This is a genomic window from Kosakonia sp. AG348, assembly GCF_003337365.1.
Taxonomy (GTDB): Bacteria; Pseudomonadota; Gammaproteobacteria; order Enterobacterales; family Enterobacteriaceae; genus Kosakonia.
Window position 1 is genome coordinate 490746 of record NZ_QPJR01000004.1, and the last position, 21651, is coordinate 512396.

The following is a 21651-nucleotide window of genomic DNA, read 5'->3' on the forward strand; positions in this document are numbered from 1 at the left end:
AGCGACCTGATAACCTGGATGTAAAGGAAGGGCGACGCCAGAGCGTCAAACGCCGCAATTATAGGGATTTCACCGTCACGATACCAGTCGAATAGACACGGGATTCAGGTGTGATAAAAAGTCGCCAATTTTTACCCGCGAAACGCATTATTCGCAAAGCAAACTGCTCAAAAATGGAGCGCGATACGCGTTTTATTCATCCACTAAGTAATTAATAACACTATGATGTCAAATTATGAGCGCCCGCCATAGGAATTGTAAATTGTTTGTACTAGCATAATCCAAATTTCAAATTTCATTCGTCGGACTCTGTTCCGGACGGCACAGGGCTTGCGGATTAAGCGGTAATGAAGAAACAACACCAGCGCGTTTTGGTTACCACACCCTATCCTGGACTGCGGCTCCTCAGTTTAGGGTTACTCTCTTTTATTTTTACCCTGTTCTCGCTGGAACTGATCCGCTTTGGTACCATCATTGCCCCGCTCTGGTTTCCCACCGCGATCATGACTGTGGCGTTTTACCGCCACGCGGGGAAGATGTGGCCCGGCATCGCGTTCGCCTGCGCGCTGGGGAATGTTGCCGCCACCGTGCTGCTTTTCTCCGTCTCTTTTGTCGACCTGCGCTATACCGCCGTGAATGTTGTCGAAGCGGCCATCGGCGCGGTAATGCTGCGTAAATTGCTGCCCTGGTATAACCCGCTGCAAAATCTGGGCGACTGGATCCGCCTTGCTATCGGCAGCGCGGTGGTTCCGCCGCTGGTTGGCGGGGCGCTGATCTGTTTGCTGGTACCGCCAGAAAACGTTTTGCGGACCTTTATTGTCTGGGTGTTGTCAGAATCCATCGGCGCGCTGGCGCTGGTGCCGCTTGGGCTGTTATTCAAACCGCACTACTTGCTGCGCCATCGTAAACCGCAGTTGCTGTTGGAAACGCTGGCGACGCTTGCCGTTACGCTGACGCTCAGCTGGCTGGCCCTGCACTATTTACCGTGGCCTTTCACCGCCGTCATTGTGTTGTTGATGTGGAGTGCGGTTCGTCTGCCGCGCATGGAAGCGTTTCTGGTCTTTTTGATCACCGTCATGATGGTGTCGTTGATCATCGCGCGGGAGCCGAACCTGATTATCGCGCCGAAAAGCAGCGTGATGACCAACGCGCCCTGGCTACCGTTTTTGATGATCCTGCTGCCGGTTAACGTGATGACCATGGTGATGTACGCCTTTCGCGCCGAGCGTAAGCACATTACCGAAAGCGAAGAGCGTTTTCGTAACGCCATGGAATATTCCGCCATTGGTATGGCGTTAGTCGGTACCGATGGGCAGTGGTTGCAGGCCAACAAAGCGCTGTGCCAGTTTCTGGGTTACAGCCAGGATGAACTGCGTTTAATGAACTTTCAGCAGCTCACCTGGCCGGAAGATTTACACAAAGACCTCGAACTGCTTGACCAACTGGTGCGCGGCGACATTCCCACCTACTCGCTGGAAAAGCGCTATTACACGCGTAATGGCGATCTGGTCTGGGGGCTGCTGGCAGTTTCCGTCGTGCGCCATGCCGACGGCACCCCGCTCTATTTCATTGCCCAGATAGAAGATATTAACGATCTGAAGCAGACCGAGTGGGTGAACAAGCGCCTGATGGAGCGCATTACCCTTGCAAATGAAGCAGGTGGTATCGGTATCTGGGAATGGGAGCTGGAGCCCGACATCATTAGCTGGGATAAACGGATGTTTGAGATGTACGAAGTCCCCGCGCATATGAAACCGACCTGGCATCTGTGGTACGAACGCATTTTGCCGGAAGATCGCCCGGAAACCGAGCGCGTTATCCGCGATGCGCTGGCCGCCCGCGTCGCCTTCAAACTGGAATTCAGAGTGCCGGTAAAAGAGGGAATTCGCCATATCCGCACCCTTGCCAACCGCGTACTCAATAAGAACGGCGAAGTTGAGCGGCTGCTCGGCGTCAATATGGACATGACCGAGGTAAAACAGCTGAACGATGCGCTGTTCCAGGAAAAAGAGCGGCTGCACATTACGCTGGATTCCATCGGCGAAGCGGTGCTGTGTACCGATGTTGATATGAAAGTCACCTTTATGAATCCGGTGGCGGAAAAAATGAGTGGCTGGCCACAGGAACACGCCATTGGTCAGCCCTTATTGACGGTGCTGCGTATCACCTTCGGCGATAACGGTCCGGTGATGGAAAACATTCATAGCGGCGATATGTCGCGTACCGCGATTGAGCAGGATGTGGTGCTGCACTGTCGCACCGGCGGCAGCTTTGATATCCACTACAGCGTCACGCCGTTAAGCACGCTGGACGGGCAAAATATCGGCTCAGTGCTGGTTATTCAGGATGTCACCGAGTCGCGCAAAATGCTGCGCCAGCTCAGTTACAGCGCCTCTCACGATGCTCTCACCCATCTGGCGAACCGCGTCAGTTTTGAAAATCATCTCAAGCGCCTGCTGGTGACGGTGCAGGAGTTCCACCAGCGACACGCGCTGGTGTTTATCGATCTCGACCGCTTTAAGGCCGTGAATGACACCGCCGGGCATGCCGCCGGTGATGCCTTGTTGCGTGAAATTTCTTCGCTGATGCTCAGCATGCTGCGCTCAACCGATATTCTCGCCCGCCTGGGCGGTGATGAGTTTGGCCTGCTGCTGCCGGACTGTAATGTCGAGAGCGCGCGCTATATCTCCGGGCGGATGATTGAAGCCATCAATGATTACCAGTTTATGTGGGAAGGCCGTTTGCATCGCATTGGTGCCAGCGCCGGGATTACGATTATTGATGAGACCAATTACCAGGCCTCTGACGTCATGTCGCAGGCGGATATCGCCTGTTACGCCTCCAAAAACAATGGCCGCGGCATCGTTACCGTCTACGAAGCGCAGCAAGGGCTGATGCAGCATGAGCGCAGCTTGATGTCGCTGGATGAGCAGTGGCATATGATCAAAGACAACCATTTGCTGATGATTGCACGCGGCGTGGCCTCTCCGCGTGTGCCGGAGGCCTGCAATTTCTGGCTGCTGTCGCTGCGCCTGTGGACCAGCGAAGGGGAAGTGATGGAGGAGCACGCGTTCCGCTCAGGGTTGTCGGAACCGGAACTTATCCGCGCACTCGACAGACGGGTGTTTCATGAATTTTTCCGCAACCATGCGACAGCCGTCGCGGGTAAAGGCCTTGGTGTTGCCCTGCCCCTGTCCGTCGTTGGGCTGGCAAGTCAGTCTTTGGTGACGGAACTACTGCAAATGCTGGAAAGCGGGCCACTGCCGGGGCGTTTGCTGCATCTGATTATTCATGCCGATGCGCTGATGCGTGAAGGCAACACCATTAATGAGAATCTCAAACGCCTGCGCCATGCGGGTTGCCGCATTATTTTCAGCCATATCGGTCACGATCTGGAAGTGTTTAACCACCTCACACCGCATATGGCCGACTACCTGTTGCTGGAGCCTGAGTTAGTCACCAATGTCCACGGCAACCTGATGGACGAGATGATGGTGACCATTATTCAGGGTCACGCGCAGCGCCTGGGCGTGAAGAGTATCGCCGGGCCGACTCATCAGCCGCTGATGATGGATACCCTGTCGGGGATCGGTATTGATTTGATCTACGGTGATATTATTTCGCAGGCGCAGCCGCTGGATTTGATGCTGAATACCAGTTATTTCGCCATTAACTGACAAGAGGTAATAAGGCTATTTTACTTGCCATTTTGAAACCGGGCAGTGCTCAAAATCCTCACGTACTACGTGTACGCTCCGGTTTTTCCGCGCTGGCCGGTTCCAAACTTGCTGCGACAATAACGCCTTATTTTCCTCTTGTGCGCAATTAACAGCCTTATTCCCCTTCCGGCTGCCAGCCATCGGTATACCAGATGTGCAACAACGCATATGAGCGCCACGGCTGCCAGCGCGCCGCGTAGCGGCGGATTTGCGCGGGTGTCATCCCGGCAAAACGCTGCTTAATCAGGTAATCATCCGGCAGGAACACATCTTTCGTCTGCCAGCCACGCAGCGCGAAGTAGTTCGCAGTCCAGCGACCGATCCCCGGCCAGGTTTGCAGCGCTTTCACCCCTTGCTCCACATCTGCGGGTGGAGTGAGCGGGAATGTACCGTCGCAGACCGTCTGCGCAAGAAAAATGAGCGACTCCGCGCGTTTTAACGGCATGCCCAGCGCTTTGAGTTCTTCCGGTTGCGCTTGTGCCAGTTGCTGCGGCGCGGGAAAGCAGATCATTCCCGGCGCTTCTGCCAGCGGTTCACCGAAGCGCTGCGCCACTTTTGCGGTCAGCTTCGCCGCCATCGCCACGCTCACCAGTTGCCCCAGAATCGCCCGCACCGCCTGTTCAAACGGATCCACGCTGCCCGGCAAACGTAAACCGGGACGCGCCGCACCCAGTGAGCCCAGCGCGGTGTTGACGATTTCTGCATCACAATCCAGATCAAACAAGCCACGCAGGCGCGCGAGGCAATATTCAGCCACTGGCACAAGCCCATCGCTGAGCGTGACCTTCAGCGTCGCGGTGGCTTCGTCAGGCTCGGCGGTGATTAACCCGCGATGCCCGTGATAATGGAACGTGCGCACATAACGCGTTGCGCTAAACTCCTCAACGCCCGCCACGGCGCGCGCGCGTAAAAAATCGAACATCCACGCCCAGTCATACGGCTTGCGCCAGTGCAGTGTGTACATAGCAACTCCTGAATAGTGACGCTAACAGCATAACAAACCGGGGATTTTCCGCCTTGCTTTCATATTCCGGTTGTCGCCCGCCACGCATTCGGCTAAAGTCGCCCCCCTTCTTCACTGGCATGGGGATAAACACGTGTTTGTTGGTTTTGACTACGGTACGGCAAACTGCTCGGTCGCGGTGATGCGCGACGGCGCAGCGCAACTGCTGAAAATGGAAAATAACAGTACCTTACTCCCGTCGATGCTCTGCGCACCGACGCGTGAAGCGGTCAGCGAGTGGCTCTATCGCCACCATCAGGTTCCGGCGACAGACGGCGAAACCCAGGCGCTGCTGCGCCGGGCGATGAGCTTTAACCGCGAGGAAGATATTGAGGTTAGCGCCGCCAGCGTGCAGTTCGGGCTGGCTTCATTGCGTCAATACGTCAGCGACCCGGAAGAGGTGTACTTTGTTAAATCACCTAAATCCTTCCTGGGTGCCAGCGGCCTGAAACCGCAGCAAATCGCCCTGTTCGAAGATCTGGTCTGCGCCATGATGCTGCATATCCGCCAGCAGGCAGAAACGCAACTGCCGGAAAGCATTGATCAGGCCGTGATTGGTCGCCCGATCAACTTCCAGGGTCTGGGCGGCGATGAGGCGAACGCGCAGGCGCAAGGCATCCTGGAGCGTGCCGCAAAACGCGCCGGGTTCCGTGATGTGGTGTTCCAGTTCGAACCGGTCGCCGCCGGGCTCGATTTTGAAGCAACGTTAAGCGCCGAAAAACGTGTGCTGGTGGTGGATATCGGCGGTGGTACGACAGACTGCTCATTATTGCTGATGGGGCCGCAGTGGCGCGATAAGCAAGAGCGCGCCGCCAGCCTGTTGGGGCATAGCGGCTGCCGAGTTGGCGGCAACGATTTAGACATTGCGCTGGCGTTCAAAAGCCTGATGCCGCTGCTCGGCATGGGCGGTCAGACAGAAAAAGGCATCGCGCTGCCGATACTGCCCTGGTGGAATGCGGTAGCGATTAACGATGTTCCCGCGCAGACCGAGTTTTACAGCGCCGCCAATGGCCGCTTGCTTAACGATCTCCTGCGCGACGCGCGCGACGCGGAGAAAGTAGCGCTGCTGGTAAAAGTATGGCGGCAGCGTCTGAGCTACCGGTTAGTGCGCAGCGCCGAAGAGAGCAAAATCGCCCTTTCCGACGACACCCAGGTTACCGCTCCCTTGCCATTTATTAGCGATGACCTCGCGGCGGCGATTGACCAGGATGGTCTGGAAAGCGCGCTAAATCAGCCGCTGCAGCGCATCATTGAACAGGTGCAACTGGCGCTGGAAAACAGTGCGGAAACGCCGGAAGTGATTTATCTCACCGGCGGTAGCGCGCGTTCACCGCTGATTAAAAAAGCGCTGGCGCAAACCCTGCCGGGGATCCCGATTGCGGGCGGCGATGACTTTGGCTCCGTCACCGCCGGTCTTGCGCGCTGGGCGCAGACACTGTTCCGTTAATATCTTGCCGGGAGGATCCCTCCCGGTATTATTTTCTTCTTTAAAATCCCCCTAACGCAAATTACCCTACCTGCCATACGTTTCCAGACAGTGTTTCATTTTTCCTCCATTTTTCCGGGGCATGCCGTTACTAAACTAGTATTATTTCGCCATTAGTTTTCCGATGAGATACCTATAACGATGAAAGGCAGTGTTACGTTTCGCCGCACGCTTGTCGCGGCCGTGGTCATGGCGGTAGCGGGCGTAGCCTGGTACCAGTTCGCACATAAAGAGACCTCTTCTACCGCCACCGGGCAGACTCAGCGCCAGGGCGCGCCGGGCGGAGGTCGCCACGGTATGCGCGGCGGTGCGCTGCCGCCGGTGCAGGCCGCAACGGCAACCCGCGAAGCCGTACCGCGTTATCTCTCCGGGCTCGGCACCATTACCGCCGCTAACACCGTTACCGTGCGCAGCCGCGTTTCGGGCCAGCTTATGGCGATCCATTTCCAGGAAGGCCAGCAAGTAAAAGCCGGCGATCTGCTGGCGGAAATCGACCCAAGCCAGTTCAAAGTGGCGCTGGCGCAAGCGCAGGGCCAGTTGGCGAAAGATAAAGCCACACTCGCCAACGCCCGCCGCGATCTTTCGCGCTACCAGCAACTGGCGAAAACCAGCCTGGTTTCGCGCCAGGATCTCGATAGCCAGCAGGCGCTGGTCACCGAATCGGAAGGCACCGTGAAAGCGGATGAAGCCGCTGTAGCCAGCGCGCAGTTAGAGCTGGACTGGAGCCGCATAACCGCCCCCATTTCCGGGCGAGTGGGTTTAAAACAGGTGGATATTGGTAACCAAATCAGCAGCAGCGACACCACCGGCATCGTGGTGTTGACGCAAACCCACCCCATCGATCTGGTGTTTACCCTGCCGGAAAGCGAAATCGCCACCGTGGTGCAGGCGCAAAAAGCAGGCCAGCAACTGGTGGTGGAAGCCTGGGATCGCACCAATAAACAGAAGCTGAGCAGCGGCACATTGTTAAGCCTCGATAACCAGATTGACGCCACCACCGGCACCATCAAACTGAAAGCCCGCTTTGATAACCAGGACGATGCCCTGTTCCCCAACCAGTTCGTCAACGCGCGCATGCTGGTTGCCACGCAGCAGGACGCGGTAGTGATCCCGGCAGCCGCCCTGCAAATGGGCAACGAAGGCAACTTCGTCTGGGTTCTGAACGACAAGAACCAGGTCAGCAAACACACCGTCACGCCAGGTATTCAGGACAGCCAGAAAGTGGTGATTGCCGCCGGTCTGTCGGCGGGCGATCGCGTGGTGACGGACGGCATTGACCGCCTGACCGAAGGGGCGAAAGTGGAAGTCGTGGATGCGAAAAACGCCGACGCCGTACCGGCAACGCGTGAACATCCGGCCAAAGGAGCGCAGTCCTGATGCAGTTGCTACCGCCGGGCCGGACGGGCGGCCCTTCCCGTCTGTTTATTTTGCGTCCGGTCGCCACCACGCTGTTGATGGTGGCGATCCTGCTGGCCGGTATTATCGGCTACCGTTTTCTGCCCGTTTCCGCGCTGCCTGAAGTTGATTACCCGACCATTCAGGTGGTGACGCTCTACCCCGGCGCCAGCCCCGATGTGGTCACTTCGGCGATCACCGCGCCGCTGGAGCGCCAGTTTGGTCAGATGTCCGGCTTAAAACAGATGTCGTCGCAAAGTTCCGGCGGCGCGTCGGTGGTGACCTTGCAGTTCCAGCTCAGTTTGCCGCTGGATGTCGCCGAGCAGGAAGTGCAGGCGGCGATGAATGCCGCTAACAGCCTGCTCCCCTCCGATCTGCCCAACCCGCCGGTCTACAGCAAAGTTAACCCGGCAGACCCACCGATTATGACGCTCGCCGTCACCTCTTCCGCCATGCCCATGACCCAGGTCGAAGATATGGTGGAAACGCGCGTCGCGCAGAAAATCTCGCAGGTTTCCGGCGTCGGTCTGGTGACACTTTCTGGCGGCCAGCGCCCGGCGGTGCGTGTCAAACTCAATGCCCAGGCGATTGCGGCTCTCGGGCTGACCAGCGAAACCATTCGCACCGCCATCAGTAACGCCAACGTCAATTCGGCGAAAGGCAGCCTCGACGGTCCAACCCGCGCCGTCACGCTCTCCGCCAACGATCAGATGCAGTCTGCCGAAGAGTATCGCCAGTTGATTGTCGCGTATCAGAATGGCGCACCGATCCGGCTTGGCGATATCGCGACCGTTGAACAAGGCGCAGAAAATAGCTGGCTTGGCGCATGGGCTAATAAGCAACAAGCGATTGTCATGAACGTCCAGCGCCAGCCGGGGGCGAACATTATCGACACCGCCGACAGCATCCGTACGCTGCTGCCGCAGTTAACCGAAAGCCTGCCAAAATCGGTGACGGTGAAAGTGCTGTCAGACAGAACCAACAACATTCGCGCGTCGGTCGACGACACCCAGTTCGAGCTGATGCTGGCGATCGCGCTGGTGGTGATGATTATCTACGTCTTCCTGCGTAATATTCCGGCGACCATTATTCCGGGCGTGGCGGTGCCGCTGTCACTGGTCGGGACATTCGCAGCGATGGTATTTCTCGGTTTCTCCATCAACAACCTGACGCTAATGGCGTTGACCATCGCCACCGGCTTTGTGGTCGACGACGCGATTGTGGTTATCGAAAATATCTCGCGCTATATCGAAAAAGGCGAAAAACCGCTGGCCGCCGCCCTGAAAGGGGCTGGTGAGATCGGTTTTACCATTATCTCGCTGACGTTCTCGTTGATTGCGGTCCTGATCCCGCTGCTGTTTATGGGGGATATCGTCGGCCGCCTGTTCCGCGAATTTGCCGTCACGCTGGCGATAGCGATCCTGATTTCCGCGATTGTATCGCTGACGCTGACGCCGATGATGTGCGCACGCATGCTAAGCGCCGAATCCCTGCGCAAACAGAACCGTTTTTCCCGCGCGTCGGAGCGTTTTTTCGAACGCGTCATCGCGGCCTACGGCAGGCTCCTGAGCAAAGTACTCAATCACCCATGGCTGACGTTGAGCGTGGCGGTCGGAACCCTGTTTTTGTCGATCATGCTGTGGGTGTTCATTCCGAAAGGTTTCTTCCCGGTGCAGGACAACGGCATTATCCAGGGAACCCTGCAAGCGCCACAATCCGCGTCCTTTGCCAGCATGGCAGAGCGCCAGCGCCAGGTGGCCGATATTATCCTGCGCGATCCGGCGGTAGAAAGCCTGACGTCATTTGTCGGTGTCGATGGCACCAACCCATCGCTTAACAGCGCCCGATTGCAAATCAACCTGAAACCGCTGGATGAGCGCGACGATCGCGTCCAGCCAGTGATTGAGCGCCTGCAACAGGCGGCGGCGAAAGTGCCCGGCGTGGCACTCTACCTGCAACCGACGCAGGATTTAACCATCGATACCACCGTCAGCCGCACGCAATATCAGTTCACCTTGCAGGCCAACTCGCTGGATGCGCTCAGTACCTGGGTGCCGCAACTGGTGAGTAAACTGCAGGCGCTGCCACAACTGGCAGATGTCAGCAGCGACTGGCAAGACAAAGGCCTGGTGGCCTACGTGAATGTCGATCGCGACAGTGCCAGCCGCCTTGGCATCAACATGGCGGACGTGGATAACGCCCTTTATAACGCGTTTGGTCAGCGGTTGATCTCCACCATTTACACCCAGGCAAACCAGTATCGCGTGGTGCTGGAACACGACACGGCGCAAACGCCGGGGCTTTCCGCGCTCGACAACATTCGCCTGACCAGTACCGATGGCAGCATCGTGCCGCTCTCGTCGATTGCGAAAGTGGAGCAACGCTACGCACCGCTGAGCATCAACCATCTGGATCAATTCCCGTCGACGACGATCTCCTTCAACGTGGCGGAGGGGTATTCGCTCGGCGATGCGGTGCAGGCCGTGCTGGATAGCGAGAAGACGCTCAACTTCCCGACGGACATCACCACGCAATTCCAGGGCAGCACACTGGCGTTCCAGGCGGCGCTTGGCAGCACCATCTGGCTGATTGTCGCGGCTGTCGCGGCGATGTATATCGTGCTCGGCGTGCTGTACGAGAGCTTTATTCACCCCATCACTATCCTGTCGACTTTGCCAACGGCTGGCGTTGGCGCGCTGCTGGCGCTGATGGTGTCCGGCAGTGAACTGGATGTGATTGCTATCATCGGCATTATTTTGCTTATTGGTATCGTCAAGAAAAACGCCATCATGATGATCGACTTCGCCCTCGCCGCCGAACGCGAAGAGGGCATGTCGCCGCGCGATGCGATTTTCCAGGCCTGTTTACTGCGTTTTCGCCCGATATTAATGACCACCCTGGCGGCACTGCTTGGTGCGCTACCGTTAATGCTGAGCACCGGCGTCGGCGCAGAGTTACGCCGTCCGCTGGGCATTGGTATGGTCGGTGGTTTGCTGGTGAGCCAGGTGCTGACGCTCTTTACGACGCCGGTGATTTACCTGTTATTCGATCGCCTGTCGCTGGCGGTGAAAAAGCGTTTCCCGCGCCGTGAAGAGGAGGCGTAAGTGAAGTTTTTCGCCCTCTTCATTTACCGCCCGGTGGCGACGATTTTGATTTCGCTCGCCATTACGCTGTGCGGCATTCTCGGCTTCCGGCTGCTGCCGGTCGCCCCGCTGCCGCAGGTCGATTTTCCGGTGATTATGGTCAGCGCCTCACTGCCGGGCGCGTCACCGGAAACCATGGCCTCCTCAGTTGCCACCCCGCTTGAGCGCTCGCTCGGGCGCATTGCCGGGGTCAGTGAAATGACCTCATCCAGTTCACTGGGCAGTACGCGCATAATTCTTGAGTTTAATTTCGACCGCGATATCAACGGCGCGGCGCGCGATGTGCAGGCGGCGATTAACGCGGCGCAAAACCTGTTACCAAGCGGCATGCCATCGCGCCCGACCTATCGCAAAGCGAATCCGTCGGCTGCGCCGATCATGATTTTGACGCTTACGTCAGACACCTATTCGCAGGGGCAGTTGTATGACTTCGCCTCGACGCAACTGGCGCAAACCATCTCGCAGATTGATGGCGTGGGCGACGTTGACGTTGGCGGCAGTTCCCTGCCCGCCGTGCGTGTGGATTTAAACCCGCAGGCGCTGTTTAACCAGGGCGTATCGCTGGATTCAGTGCGTACGGCAATCAGCAATGCCAACGTGCGCAAACCGCAGGGCGCAGTGGAAGACGGCACGCGGCGCTGGCAGGTGCAAACCAACGACGAGCTGAAAACCGCCGCCGAATACCAACCGTTAATCATTCACTACAAAAACGGCTCCGCCGTGCGCTTAAGCGATGTCGCGAAGGTCACTGACTCGGTGCAAGATGTGCGCAACGCCGGGATGACCAATGCGAAGCCCGCCATTTTGCTGATGATCCGCAAACTGCCGGAAGCCAATATTATTCAGACGGTGGACAGTATTCGCGCCCGTCTGCCCGGCCTGCAGCAAACCATTCCTGCGGCGATTGATTTGCAAATCGCTCAGGATCGCTCGCCGACCATTCGCGCTTCGCTGGCCGAGGTCGAACAGACGCTGGTTATCTCGGTGGCACTGGTGATCCTGGTGGTGTTCCTGTTTTTACGTTCAGGTCGCGCAACGCTGATCCCGGCGGTTGCCGTCCCCGTGTCGCTTATCGGCACGTTTGCCGCCATGTATTTATGCGGCTTTAGCCTGAATAACCTGTCGCTCATGGCGCTGACCATTGCCACCGGTTTTGTGGTCGATGATGCGATTGTGGTGCTGGAAAATATCTCACGCCATCTGGAAGCAGGGATGAAACCGTTGCAGGCAGCGCTGCAAGGCACGCGAGAAGTCGGCTTTACCGTGCTGTCGATGAGTATTTCGCTGGTGGCCGTATTCCTGCCGCTGCTGCTGATGGCGGGGCTTCCGGGACGTTTGCTGCGCGAATTCGCCGTCACGCTGTCGGTGGCGATTGGTATTTCGCTGGCCATTTCCCTGACGCTAACGCCGATGATGTGCGGCTGGTTGTTAAAAGCGCATAAACCGCGCGAGCGCAGCCGGGAAAAAGGCTTCGGCCGCCTGCTGGTGGCGCTACAACAGCAATACGCACGATCGTTGAAATGGGTGCTCAACCATGCTCGGTTAGTCGGGTTGGTGTTAATTGGCACCATCGCGCTCAATATCTGGCTCTATATTTCGATTCCGAAAACCTTCTTCCCGGAGCAGGATACCGGCGTGCTGATGGGCGGTATTCAGGCCGATCAGAGTATTTCATTCCAGGCGATGCGCGGTAAGTTACAGGACTTTATGAAGATCATCCGTGACGATCCGGCGGTAGATAATGTCACCGGTTTTACCGGCGGTTCGCGCGTTAACAGCGGCATGATGTTTATCACCCTGAAACCCCGCGGTGTGCGCCACGAAACTGCGCAACAGGTGATTGATCGTCTGCGCGGCAAGCTGGCCAAAGAGCCGGGCGCGAGCCTGTTTTTGATGGCCGTGCAGGATATTCGCGTCGGCGGTCGCCAGGCCAATGCCAGTTACCAGTTCGCTTTGCTGTCGGACTCGCTCAGCGCCCTGCGCGAATGGGAGCCCAAAATTCGCAAAGCCCTTGCCGCACTGCCGGAGCTTGCCGACGTTAACTCGGATCAGCAGGATAACGGCGCGGAGATGAATCTGGTGTACGACCGTGAAACCATGTCGCGGCTCGGTATCAGCGTCCAGGCGGCCAACAGCCTGCTGAATAATGCCTTCGGTCAACGGCAGATTTCCACCATTTACCAGCCGCTAAACCAGTACAAAGTGGTGATGGAAGTCGACCCGCGCTACACCCAGGATGTCAGCGCGCTGGATAAGATGTACGTCGTCAACAGTGACGGCAAAACGATCCCGCTCTCCTACTTCGCGCACTGGCAGCCCGCAAACGCGCCGCTGTCGGTGAATCACCAGGGGCTGTCGGCGGCCTCGACCATTGCCTTTAACCTGCCAACGGGAACCTCGTTATCGCAAGCCAGCGACGCCATTAACCGCGCGATGACGCAACTTGGCGTGCCTTCCAGCGTGCGCGGCAGTTTTGCCGGCACCGCGCAGGTGTTCCAGGAAACAATGAACTCGCAGGTCATCCTGATCCTGGCGGCAATTGCGACGGTCTATATCGTGCTGGGAATTTTGTACGAAAGCTATGTTCACCCGCTGACCATTCTCTCTACCCTGCCCTCGGCGGGCGTGGGCGCGCTGCTGGCGCTTGAGCTTTTCGGCGCGCCATTCAGTTTGATCGCGCTAATTGGCATTATGCTGTTGATTGGGATTGTAAAGAAAAACGCGATTATGATGGTCGACTTCGCGCTCGAAGCGCAGCGCCAGGGTAATCTCACGGCTGAAGAGGCGATTTTCCAGGCCTGCCTGCTGCGTTTTCGCCCGATCATGATGACCACGCTGGCGGCGCTGTTTGGCGCGCTGCCATTAGTGATCTCCGGTGGCGACGGCTCAGAGCTACGCCAGCCGCTCGGTATTACGATTGTGGGCGGGCTGGTAATGAGCCAGTTACTCACCCTGTACACCACGCCGGTGGTCTATCTCTTCTTCGACCGCCTGCGTATGCGCTTTAGCCGACACGAAAGAGAACCCGTTAGTGAATGAATGAGCTACCGAAAAACATCCGCTGGCAGCTATGGATCGTCGCCTTTGGCTTTTTTATGCAGTCGCTGGATACCACCATTGTTAACACGGCGCTCCCCTCGATGGCGAAAAGCCTCGGGGAGAGCCCGCTGCACATGCATATGGTGGTGGTCGCCTATGTGCTGACCGTGGCGGTGATGCTGCCCGCCAGCGGCTGGCTGGCAGACCGGGTTGGCGTGCGGAACATCTTTTTTGCCGCCATTGTGCTGTTTACCACCGGCTCACTGTTTTGCGCCCAGGCGTCGACACTCGATCAGTTAGTCATGGCGCGTGTGCTGCAAGGTGTCGGCGGCGCGATGATGGTGCCGGTCGGCAGGCTAACGGTGATGAAAATTGTCCCGCGCGATCAGTACATGGCGGCGATGACTTTTGTCACCCTGCCGGGGCAAATCGGCCCGCTGCTCGGCCCGGCGCTTGGTGGTATCCTGGTGGAATATGCCTCCTGGCACTGGATTTTCCTGATTAACCTGCCGGTGGGCATTCTCGGTGCGATCGCCACCCTTAGCCTGATGCCCAACTACACCCTGCAAACCCGCCGCTTTGATATGGCGGGTTTTGTGCTGCTCGCGGGCGGCATGGCAACGCTGACGCTGGCGCTCGATGGCAATCGCGGGCTGGGGCTAACGTCGTGGCAACTCGGCGCGCTGGTGGCGGTGGGCGCGGCGGCGATACTCTTTTATCTGCTGCATGCCAGAGGCAACGACGGTGCGTTGTTTAATCTGCGGTTGTTCCGCACGCCCTCTTTTTCGCTGGGTCTGGCCGGGAGTTTCGCCGGGCGCATCGGCAGCGGTATGTTGCCGTTTATGACGCCGGTGTTTTTGCAGATTGGCCTGGGGTTTTCGCCCTTTCACGCCGGGCTGATGATGATCCCGATGGTGCTGGGCAGCATGGGAATGAAACGCATCGTGGTGCAGGTGGTGAACCGCTTTGGTTACCGCCGCGCGCTGGTCTGCTCCACGCTTGGCCTGGCCGCCATCAGCCTGCTGTTTATGACAACAGCGCTGCTCGGCTGGTATTACCTGCTGCCGGTGGTGCTGTTCTGCCAGGGGATGATTAACTCGATGCGTTTCTCCTCCATGAACACCTTAACGCTCAAAGATCTGCCCGATGAGCTGGCCAGCGGCGGCAACAGCCTGCTGTCGATGATCATGCAGTTATCGATGAGTATCGGGGTGACTGTCGCCGGGCTGCTGCTCGGCCTGTTTGGTCAGCAGCATCTGTCCGCAGACAGCGGCGTGGCGCACCATGTTTTCCTTTACACCTATCTCAGCATGGCGGTGATTATTTCACTTCCGGCGTTGCTCTTCGCCCGCGTCCCGAATGACGCCAGCCAGAACGTCGTGATTGCCCGTCGCAACAGGAGAGCGTCATGAAGTTCTGGCGGCCGGGTATTACGGCCAAACTGTTTCTGGCGATTTTAGCCACCTGTATTGTTCTGCTGATCACCATGCACTGGGCGGTGCGTCTCAGCTTTGAGCACGGTTTTATTGACTACATTAAGCGCGGCAATGAACAGCGCCTGCAAATGCTGAGCGACTCGCTGGCTGAGCAGTATGCGCAAAACGGTAGCTGGCAGTTTCTGCGCAACAATGACCGGGTGATTTTCCAGCTCTTGCGTTCATTCGAACGCGATAACGACCGTGAAGAAGACCGGCCTGGTGAACCGCCGCGCGAGATGGACAGCAATGCACCGCCAGGCATGGAACCCGGCGGGGAGCGTGACATGCGTTCCGGCCCGAATGACGAAATGGAGCGCTCCCCTGGCCCGCCGCCGCCGGATATGCCGCCGCACGGCTGGCGCACCAAATTCTGGGTCGCCGATCAGGATAATAATGTGCTGGTCGGCCCGCGCTCACCGGTGCCAAAGGATGGCACACGCCGGGCAATTGTCGTGAATAACGCGACCGTCGGTTGGGTTATCGCTTCGCCGATTGAGCGCCTGACGCGCAACACCGATATCAACTTTGAACGCCAGCAGCGACGCACCAGCTGGTTGATTGTCGGCCTTGCCACACTGCTCGCCGCGCTGGCGACTTTCCCGCTGGCGCGCGGTTTACTGGCGCCGGTAAAACGGCTGGTCGATGGCACCCACCGGCTCGCCTCGGGCGATTTCTCCACCCGGGTCAATCCCGGTAGCCAGGATGAGCTTGGCTGGCTGGCGCGCGACTTTAACCAGCTCGCCAGCACGCTGGAGCGCAATCAGCAAATGCGCCGCGATTTTATGGCGGATATTTCGCACGAACTGCGCACGCCACTGGCGGTGCTGCGCGGCGAACTGGAGGCGATCCAGGATGGTGTGCGGCAGTTCACGCCGGAATCGGTAGCCTCGCTGCAGGCAGAAGTCGCCACGCTCACCAAGCTGGTCAATGACCTGCATCAGTTGTCGATGTCCGATGAAGGGGCGCTGGCCTACCAGAAAGCGCCGGTGGATGTGGTGTCGCTGGTAGAAGTCGCCGCAGGCGCTTTCCGCGAGCGTTACGCCAGCCGCAATCTGACCCTTTCTCTTGAAGTGCCCGCCAGCGCCACGGTGTTTGGCGATCCCGATCGCCTGATGCAGTTATTTAACAACCTGCTGGAAAACAGCCTGCGCTACACCGATGCGGGCGGGCAAACGCTTATCCAGGTCATGACCCGCGACAACACGCTGGTGATGCGTTTTGCCGACAGCGCACCGGGCGTCAGCGATGAGCAACTCAAACGGCTGTTCGAGCGTTTTTATCGCACGGAAGGCTCGCGTAACCGTGCCAGCGGCGGCTCCGGCCTGGGGCTGGCTATTTGTTTGAATATTGTGGAAGCGCACGGTGGCGCTATCCACGCGGCGCACTCGCCATTCGGCGGGGTTAGCATTACAGTTGAACTACCGCTTGAACGCGAAAAAACGAGAGATGTATGACTGAGTTACCGATCGATGAAAACACGCCACGCATCCTGGTTGTTGAAGATGAGCCTAAGCTTGGGCAGTTGCTGCTCGACTATCTGCGCGCGGCAAGCTACGCGCCAACGCTGATTAACCACGGCGATCAGGTGCTCTCTTACGTGCGCCAGACGCCGCCGGATCTGATCCTGCTGGATTTGATGCTGCCCGGTACCGACGGGTTAACGTTATGTCGGGAAATCCGTCGTTTTTCTAACGTACCCATTATTATGGTGACGGCGAAAATAGAAGAGATCGACCGCCTGCTGGGGCTGGAGATTGGCGCGGATGATTACATCTGCAAACCTTACAGCCCGCGTGAAGTGGTGGCGCGCGTGAAAACCATCCTGCGCCGTTGCAAACCGCAGCGCGAGCTGGAGCGGCTGGATGCTGAAAGCCCGCTGATTGTCGATGAAGGGCGTTTTCAGGCGAGCTGGCACAACAAGCTGCTGGATCTCACGCCCGCTGAGTTTCGCCTGCTGAAAACCCTCTCCAGCGAGCCGGGCAAAGTGTTCTCCCGCGAGCAGTTGCTTAACCATCTGTATGATGACTACCGCGTGGTAACGGACCGTACCATCGACAGCCATATCAAAAACCTGCGTCGCAAACTCGAAGCGCTGGATGAAGAACAATCCTTTATCCGCGCCGTTTACGGTGTCGGTTACCGCTGGGAAGCCGACGCCTGTAAACTGGCGTAAGCCGGATGTCGGGCGCATGCGCCCGACACGCTCCGGTCGAGTTATTTACGCAGCAACCGCTGCAAACGCTGCTTATGCCACTGGCTAATCAGATTCGCGAAGACAAAAATCCGCAATCCTTTCACCGCCACCAGCCCGCCCCAAATCGCCGCCACCCACAATGACCAATGGCTCTCCGGCGAGGTGCTGCGGTTGAGGAAAAACAGCAGCACGCAGACGATAACGGCGGTGATCAACATGCGCCAGAAACTGCTTTCGGCGTCGAGCTGCTCCCGCGCCGCGGTGATGCGTTTATCCAGCGCCTCTTCGCCGGCCTCGCTCTGCGCGGAAAGCTCGGTGACGCTGACGCCAAACACCGCCGCCAGTGCGCTGAGTGTTTCCAGCGAAGGCTGATCGCCATTTTCGATTCTCTGCACGGTTCTGACGCTCAGCGCCGCCATCTCTGCCAGTTGTTCCTGTGACCAGGCCCGAGCCAGACGTAATGCTTTTACTTTGTTATCGCTCATACTCTTTCTCCTGATGAATCCGGCCTGTAGTGTCACCCAACCCCGCAGACAGCAACACGATCCGCACCTGACAGCGACCCGACAGCAGCCTGACACGGCCTGTCGCCAAGTATAACTCCAGTGAATATGTCTTCAGTGAACAACGGCGCAATCCTCTGTATGATGGCTGCCGCCTGGGGCATAGTATCGTTTCGTCAGCCGCCAGGCCTGACAACAATAAAAGGAAAGGGATAGTGAGGAAATACTACTACGGTGCGCTGACACTCTTATTTGCCGCATTCAACTGCCAGGCAGAGCTAACCGAAGCACAGATGGATGCAGACTGCGCGAAAATCGCCGATTACGCCAAAAAAGGCGATCAATATTACAAAGCGAAAGATTACCCCAAAGCGCGCGAGGCTTTCGAAGAACAGGCGGCATGGCTGGAGCAGTGCGAATCAGGCAAAGATAAACCGAATGATGTGTTGATAGCCACCGCCTACAACAACGTCGCACTTACCTGGATCCGCCAGGGCGAGTACCGCAAAGCGCAGGCGTGGCTGTCCATTATGCCGGACGACGAAAAGTCGAAATATAACCTCTCGCGTATTCAGGACAAGCTGCAGGCGCTGCCAAAACCTGCTTCCGCCGCAGGTGAATACTGGCAGTATGCCGGACGCAGCGAGTGGGAAGTCATCACGCTTAAACCACAGGGTAAAGAGAGCTGGCAGGCGGACTGGTCCGGTCTTTATTTCGGCATCATGGGGCTGTACTCCGGGCCGAATATGGGTGATTTCAGCGAAAAAGTGACGCTGAAAAACGGCAAAGGCGACATCATTTTGCGTGATGAAGGCATTTCCCAATGCACCATTTCGCTGAGTCTGGCGGCGGATCTCAACACGCTGGAGATGAAAACGGATGATGCGACGAATTGCGGTTTCGGCCATAACGTCAGCGCCGATGGTACCTACCTGCGTGTGAACTAACGCGCGGGTTTACTCCCCTTCCCCGCGGCGCTACAATTCCCGCCCTAAATTTAGGGGAACTCCCCTGCGGCCTCACTTCGGTGAGGCTATCTGACCTGTCATCAGAACGAGAACATCATGTTTAAACCGGAACTCCTTTCCCCGGCGGGAACGCTGAAAAATATGCGTTACGCTTTCGCCTACGGCGCAGACGCGGTTTACGCGGGCCAACCGCGTTACTCGCTGCGCGTACGCAATAACGAATTCAACCACGAAAACCTGCAAATCGGCATTAATGAAGCCCACGCGCTGGGTAAGCAGTTTTACGTGGTGGTGAATATTGCCCCGCACAACGCCAAGCTGAAAACGTTTATTCGCGATCTGAAACCGGTGGTGGATATGGGGCCGGACGCGCTGATTATGTCCGATCCCGGTTTAATCATGCTGGTGCGGGAAAACTTCCCGCAGATGCCGATTCATCTGTCGGTACAGGCCAACGCCGTTAACTGGGCGACCGTGAAGTTCTGGCAGCAAATGGGGCTGAGCCGCGTGATCCTCTCCCGCGAACTGTCGCTGGAAGAGATTGCCGAAATCCGCGCCCAGGTGCCGGAGATGGAGATCGAAATCTTCGTGCACGGCGCGCTGTGCATGGCTTATTCCGGCCGCTGCCTGCTCTCGGGTTATATCAATAAACGCGATCCGAACCAGGGCACCTGTACCAATGCCTGTCGCTGGGAATACAAGGTGCAGGAAGGCAAAGAAGATGCCATCGGCAATATCGTACACGTGCATGAACCGATCCCGGTGCAGAACATTGAACCGACACTCGGCGTCGGCGCGCCGACCGATAAAGTGTTCATGATTGAAGAAGCCCAGCGTCCGGGCGAGTACATGACCGCCTTTGAAGACGAGCACGGCACTTACATCATGAACTCGAAAGATCTGCGGGCGATTGCGCATGTTGAGCGGTTAACGCAGATGGGGGTGCACTCGCTGAAGATTGAAGGCCGCACTAAATCCTTCTACTACTGCGCGCGTACTGCGCAGGTTTATCGCAAAGCGATTGACGACGCCGCGGCGGGCAAGCCGTTCGATACTTCGCTGCTGGAGACGCTGGAAGGCCTGGCGCACCGGGGTTACACCGAAGGTTTCCTGCGCCGTCACACCCATGACGACTACCAGAACTATGAATACGGTTATTCCGTGTCCGAACGCCAGCAGTTTGTCGGTGAATTCACCGGTGAGCGCAAAGGCGACCTTGCGGCTGTAGCGGTGAAAAATAAGTTCTCCGTTGGTGACAGCCTGGAGTTGATGACGCCGCAGGGCAACGTCAACTTTAAGCTGGAGCACATGGAAAACGCCAAAGGCGAAGCCATGCCGGTCGCGCCGGGAGACGGTTATACGGTCTGGCTGCCGGTTCCGCAGGATATGGCGCTGGAATATGCGCTGTTAATGCGCAATTTCACCGGGCAGTCAACCCGCAATCCTCACGCGAAGTGATTGAGCAGGGTTATTTTTTCGGCGCGAAAAATCTTAGAATCGGATCACATACCGCCCCGTTTAATACGGGTATTATCCTTCTCGCTGAAAAACATAACCCATAAATGCTAGCTGTACCAGGAACCACCTCCTTAGCCTGCGTAATCTCCCTTACGCAGGCTGATTTTTTTTCATCCTTTCTCTGCTTTTTCTCCCCACTTTTCTCTCCTGAGATACACTTTTCTCATCGAATTCAATCAGGATGAAAAGAATGAGCGCATTTCCCACAAGTTTGTTAATCCTCAACGGTAAAAGCGCCGGGGACGAAGCCCTGCGCGAAGCGGTAACGCTATTGCGCGACGAAGGCATGGATATTCAGATGCGCGTCACCTGGGAAAAAGGCGACGCGGTGCGCTATGTCGAAGAGGCGCGGCAGCTTGGCGTTGCCACGGTGATTGCCGGTGGCGGCGATGGCACCATCAACGAAGTGGCGACCGCGCTGGTGAACTGCAAAAGCGAGACCATCCCGGCGCTGGGCATTTTGCCGCTCGGCACCGCCAATGATTTCGCCACCAGCGCCGGTATCCCGGAAGGCCTGGATAAGGCCTTACAGCTGGCAATTGTCGGCAAAGCGGTGCCAATTGATATCGCCCGCGTGAACGATAAAACCTGCTTTATCAATATGGCGACCGGCGGTTTTGGCACCCGCATTACCAGCGAAACGCCGGAAAAACTTAAAGCCGCGCTCGGCGGCGTCTCCTATCTGATCCACGGCCTGATGCGCATGGATATGCTGAAAGCGGATCGCTGCGAAATAAGTGGTGAGGATTTTCACTGGCAGGGCGATGCACTGGTGATCGGCATCGGCAATGGCCGCCAGGCGGGCGGCGGACAGCAGCTCTGCCCGCAGGCGCTGATCAATGACGGCTTATTACAGCTACGGATTTTCACCGGTGATGAACTGCTTCCCGCGCTGTTCACCACCCTGACACAGCCGGAAGATAACCCGCATATTGTCGACGGGAAATCGGCGTGGTTTGAAATTAATGCCCCGCATGAAATGACGTTTAATCTCGACGGCGAACCGCTGCGCGGCGAGCGGTTTCGCATTGAAGTGGTGCCGAATGCGCTGCAATGCCGGTTGCCACCGGATTGCCCGTTATTGCGTTAATGCGCCGCAGCCTTACGAGCGTGTTGCAAGCAAATTGACAGACCCGGTGAGCGCAAGCGCCGCCAGGCCTTTTTTGCGGCATTACGACTGACGGTTATCTCAGCAACCCATAGTT

The 21651-nt window shown here is 57.5% G+C and carries 13 protein-coding genes; 11 read left to right on the forward strand and 2 right to left on the reverse strand.

The window, feature by feature from the left end; all coding sequences use genetic code 11:
* Window positions 1–347 precede the first annotated feature (347 nt).
* Entirely contained in the window at window positions 348–3677 is a 3330-nt protein-coding gene (locus DFO56_RS12655) for a diguanylate cyclase (protein WP_045510715.1), read from the forward strand.
* Between the two features lie 157 nt (window positions 3678–3834).
* On the opposite strand, the gene alkA is transcribed toward DFO56_RS12655, so the two are convergent.
* Complete coding sequence (alkA, locus tag DFO56_RS12665; protein ID WP_045510718.1) at window positions 3835–4683, reverse strand: DNA-3-methyladenine glycosylase 2; 849 nt, start codon at window positions 4681–4683, stop codon at window positions 3835–3837.
* Window positions 4684–4816: 133 nt separating this feature from the next.
* Here alkA and yegD point away from each other — a divergent pair, with 133 nt between their 5' ends.
* The 7 genes from yegD (at window position 4817) to baeR (ending at window position 17436) form a co-directional block, all read left to right on the forward strand.
* Complete coding sequence (gene yegD / locus DFO56_RS12675; protein ID WP_045510722.1) at window positions 4817–6169, forward strand: molecular chaperone; 1353 nt, start codon at window positions 4817–4819, stop codon at window positions 6167–6169.
* Window positions 6170–6349: 180 nt separating this feature from the next.
* A complete protein-coding gene (locus tag DFO56_RS12680) occupies window positions 6350–7585 on the forward strand; it encodes an MdtA/MuxA family multidrug efflux RND transporter periplasmic adaptor subunit (protein ID WP_045510729.1) in 1236 nt (411 codons plus the stop codon).
* Window positions 7585–10707: an MdtB/MuxB family multidrug efflux RND transporter permease subunit gene (locus DFO56_RS12685; RefSeq protein ID WP_045510732.1), complete on the forward strand. Its 3123-nt coding sequence runs from the start codon at window positions 7585–7587 to the stop codon at window positions 10705–10707. Before DFO56_RS12680 ends, DFO56_RS12685 begins: the two co-directional genes overlap by 1 nt.
* Window positions 10708–13785, forward strand: coding sequence for a multidrug efflux RND transporter permease subunit MdtC (gene mdtC, locus DFO56_RS12690; protein WP_045510735.1), 3078 nt, complete (start codon window positions 10708–10710; stop codon window positions 13783–13785). It abuts the gene before it with no gap.
* Window positions 13782–15197 carry an MFS transporter gene (locus DFO56_RS12695; RefSeq protein ID WP_045510738.1) on the forward strand — a complete coding sequence of 472 codons (1416 nt, stop codon included), beginning with the start codon at window positions 13782–13784 and terminating at the stop codon, window positions 15195–15197. The genes mdtC and DFO56_RS12695 overlap by 4 nt, the downstream gene beginning before the upstream one ends.
* Window positions 15194–16717: a two-component system sensor histidine kinase BaeS gene (baeS, locus tag DFO56_RS12700; RefSeq protein WP_045510741.1), complete on the forward strand. Its 1524-nt coding sequence runs from the start codon at window positions 15194–15196 to the stop codon at window positions 16715–16717. The genes DFO56_RS12695 and baeS overlap by 4 nt, the downstream gene beginning before the upstream one ends.
* Complete coding sequence (gene baeR, locus DFO56_RS12705) at window positions 16714–17436, forward strand: two-component system response regulator BaeR (protein ID WP_017458511.1); 723 nt, start codon at window positions 16714–16716, stop codon at window positions 17434–17436. The genes baeS and baeR overlap by 4 nt, the downstream gene beginning before the upstream one ends.
* A 41-nt stretch (window positions 17437–17477) precedes the next feature.
* On the opposite strand, the gene DFO56_RS12710 is transcribed toward baeR, so the two are convergent.
* Window positions 17478–17942: a helix-turn-helix domain-containing protein gene (locus DFO56_RS12710; RefSeq protein WP_020454329.1), complete on the reverse strand. Its 465-nt coding sequence runs from the start codon at window positions 17940–17942 to the stop codon at window positions 17478–17480.
* A gap of 233 nt (window positions 17943–18175) precedes the next feature.
* Here DFO56_RS12710 and DFO56_RS12715 point away from each other — a divergent pair, with 233 nt between their 5' ends.
* The 3 genes from DFO56_RS12715 (at window position 18176) to yegS (ending at window position 21536) form a co-directional block, all read left to right on the forward strand.
* Complete coding sequence (locus tag DFO56_RS12715; RefSeq protein ID WP_045510746.1) at window positions 18176–18907, forward strand: tetratricopeptide repeat protein; 732 nt, start codon at window positions 18176–18178, stop codon at window positions 18905–18907.
* Window positions 18908–19024: 117 nt separating this feature from the next.
* The gene (gene yegQ / locus DFO56_RS12720) at window positions 19025–20386 is read left to right on the forward strand and encodes a tRNA 5-hydroxyuridine modification protein YegQ (RefSeq protein ID WP_045510747.1); all 1362 of its coding nucleotides are present in this window, start codon (window positions 19025–19027) and stop codon (window positions 20384–20386) included.
* A 250-nt stretch (window positions 20387–20636) separates the two neighbouring features.
* Complete coding sequence (yegS, locus tag DFO56_RS12725; protein WP_045510750.1) at window positions 20637–21536, forward strand: lipid kinase YegS; 900 nt, start codon at window positions 20637–20639, stop codon at window positions 21534–21536.
* Window positions 21537–21651 lie beyond the last annotated feature (115 nt).

Excerpts from the sequence above, each read along its gene's own strand:
- DFO56_RS12655 (WP_045510715.1), top strand. The coding sequence starts at position 348 with ATGAAGAAACAACACCAGCGCGTTTTGGTTACCACACCCTATCCTGGA.
- alkA (WP_045510718.1), bottom strand. The coding sequence starts at position 4,683 with ATGTACACACTGCACTGGCGCAAGCCGTATGACTGGGCGTGGATGTTC.
- DFO56_RS12680 (WP_045510729.1), top strand. The coding sequence starts at position 6,350 with ATGAAAGGCAGTGTTACGTTTCGCCGCACGCTTGTCGCGGCCGTGGTC.
- DFO56_RS12685 (WP_045510732.1), top strand. The coding sequence starts at position 7,585 with ATGCAGTTGCTACCGCCGGGCCGGACGGGCGGCCCTTCCCGTCTGTTT.
- DFO56_RS12695 (WP_045510738.1), top strand. The coding sequence starts at position 13,782 with ATGAATGAGCTACCGAAAAACATCCGCTGGCAGCTATGGATCGTCGCC.
- baeS (WP_045510741.1), top strand. The coding sequence starts at position 15,194 with ATGAAGTTCTGGCGGCCGGGTATTACGGCCAAACTGTTTCTGGCGATT.
- baeR (WP_017458511.1), top strand. The coding sequence starts at position 16,714 with ATGACTGAGTTACCGATCGATGAAAACACGCCACGCATCCTGGTTGTT.
- DFO56_RS12710 (WP_020454329.1), bottom strand. The coding sequence starts at position 17,942 with ATGAGCGATAACAAAGTAAAAGCATTACGTCTGGCTCGGGCCTGGTCA.
- yegQ (WP_045510747.1), top strand. The coding sequence starts at position 19,025 with ATGTTTAAACCGGAACTCCTTTCCCCGGCGGGAACGCTGAAAAATATG.
- yegS (WP_045510750.1), top strand. The coding sequence starts at position 20,637 with ATGAGCGCATTTCCCACAAGTTTGTTAATCCTCAACGGTAAAAGCGCC.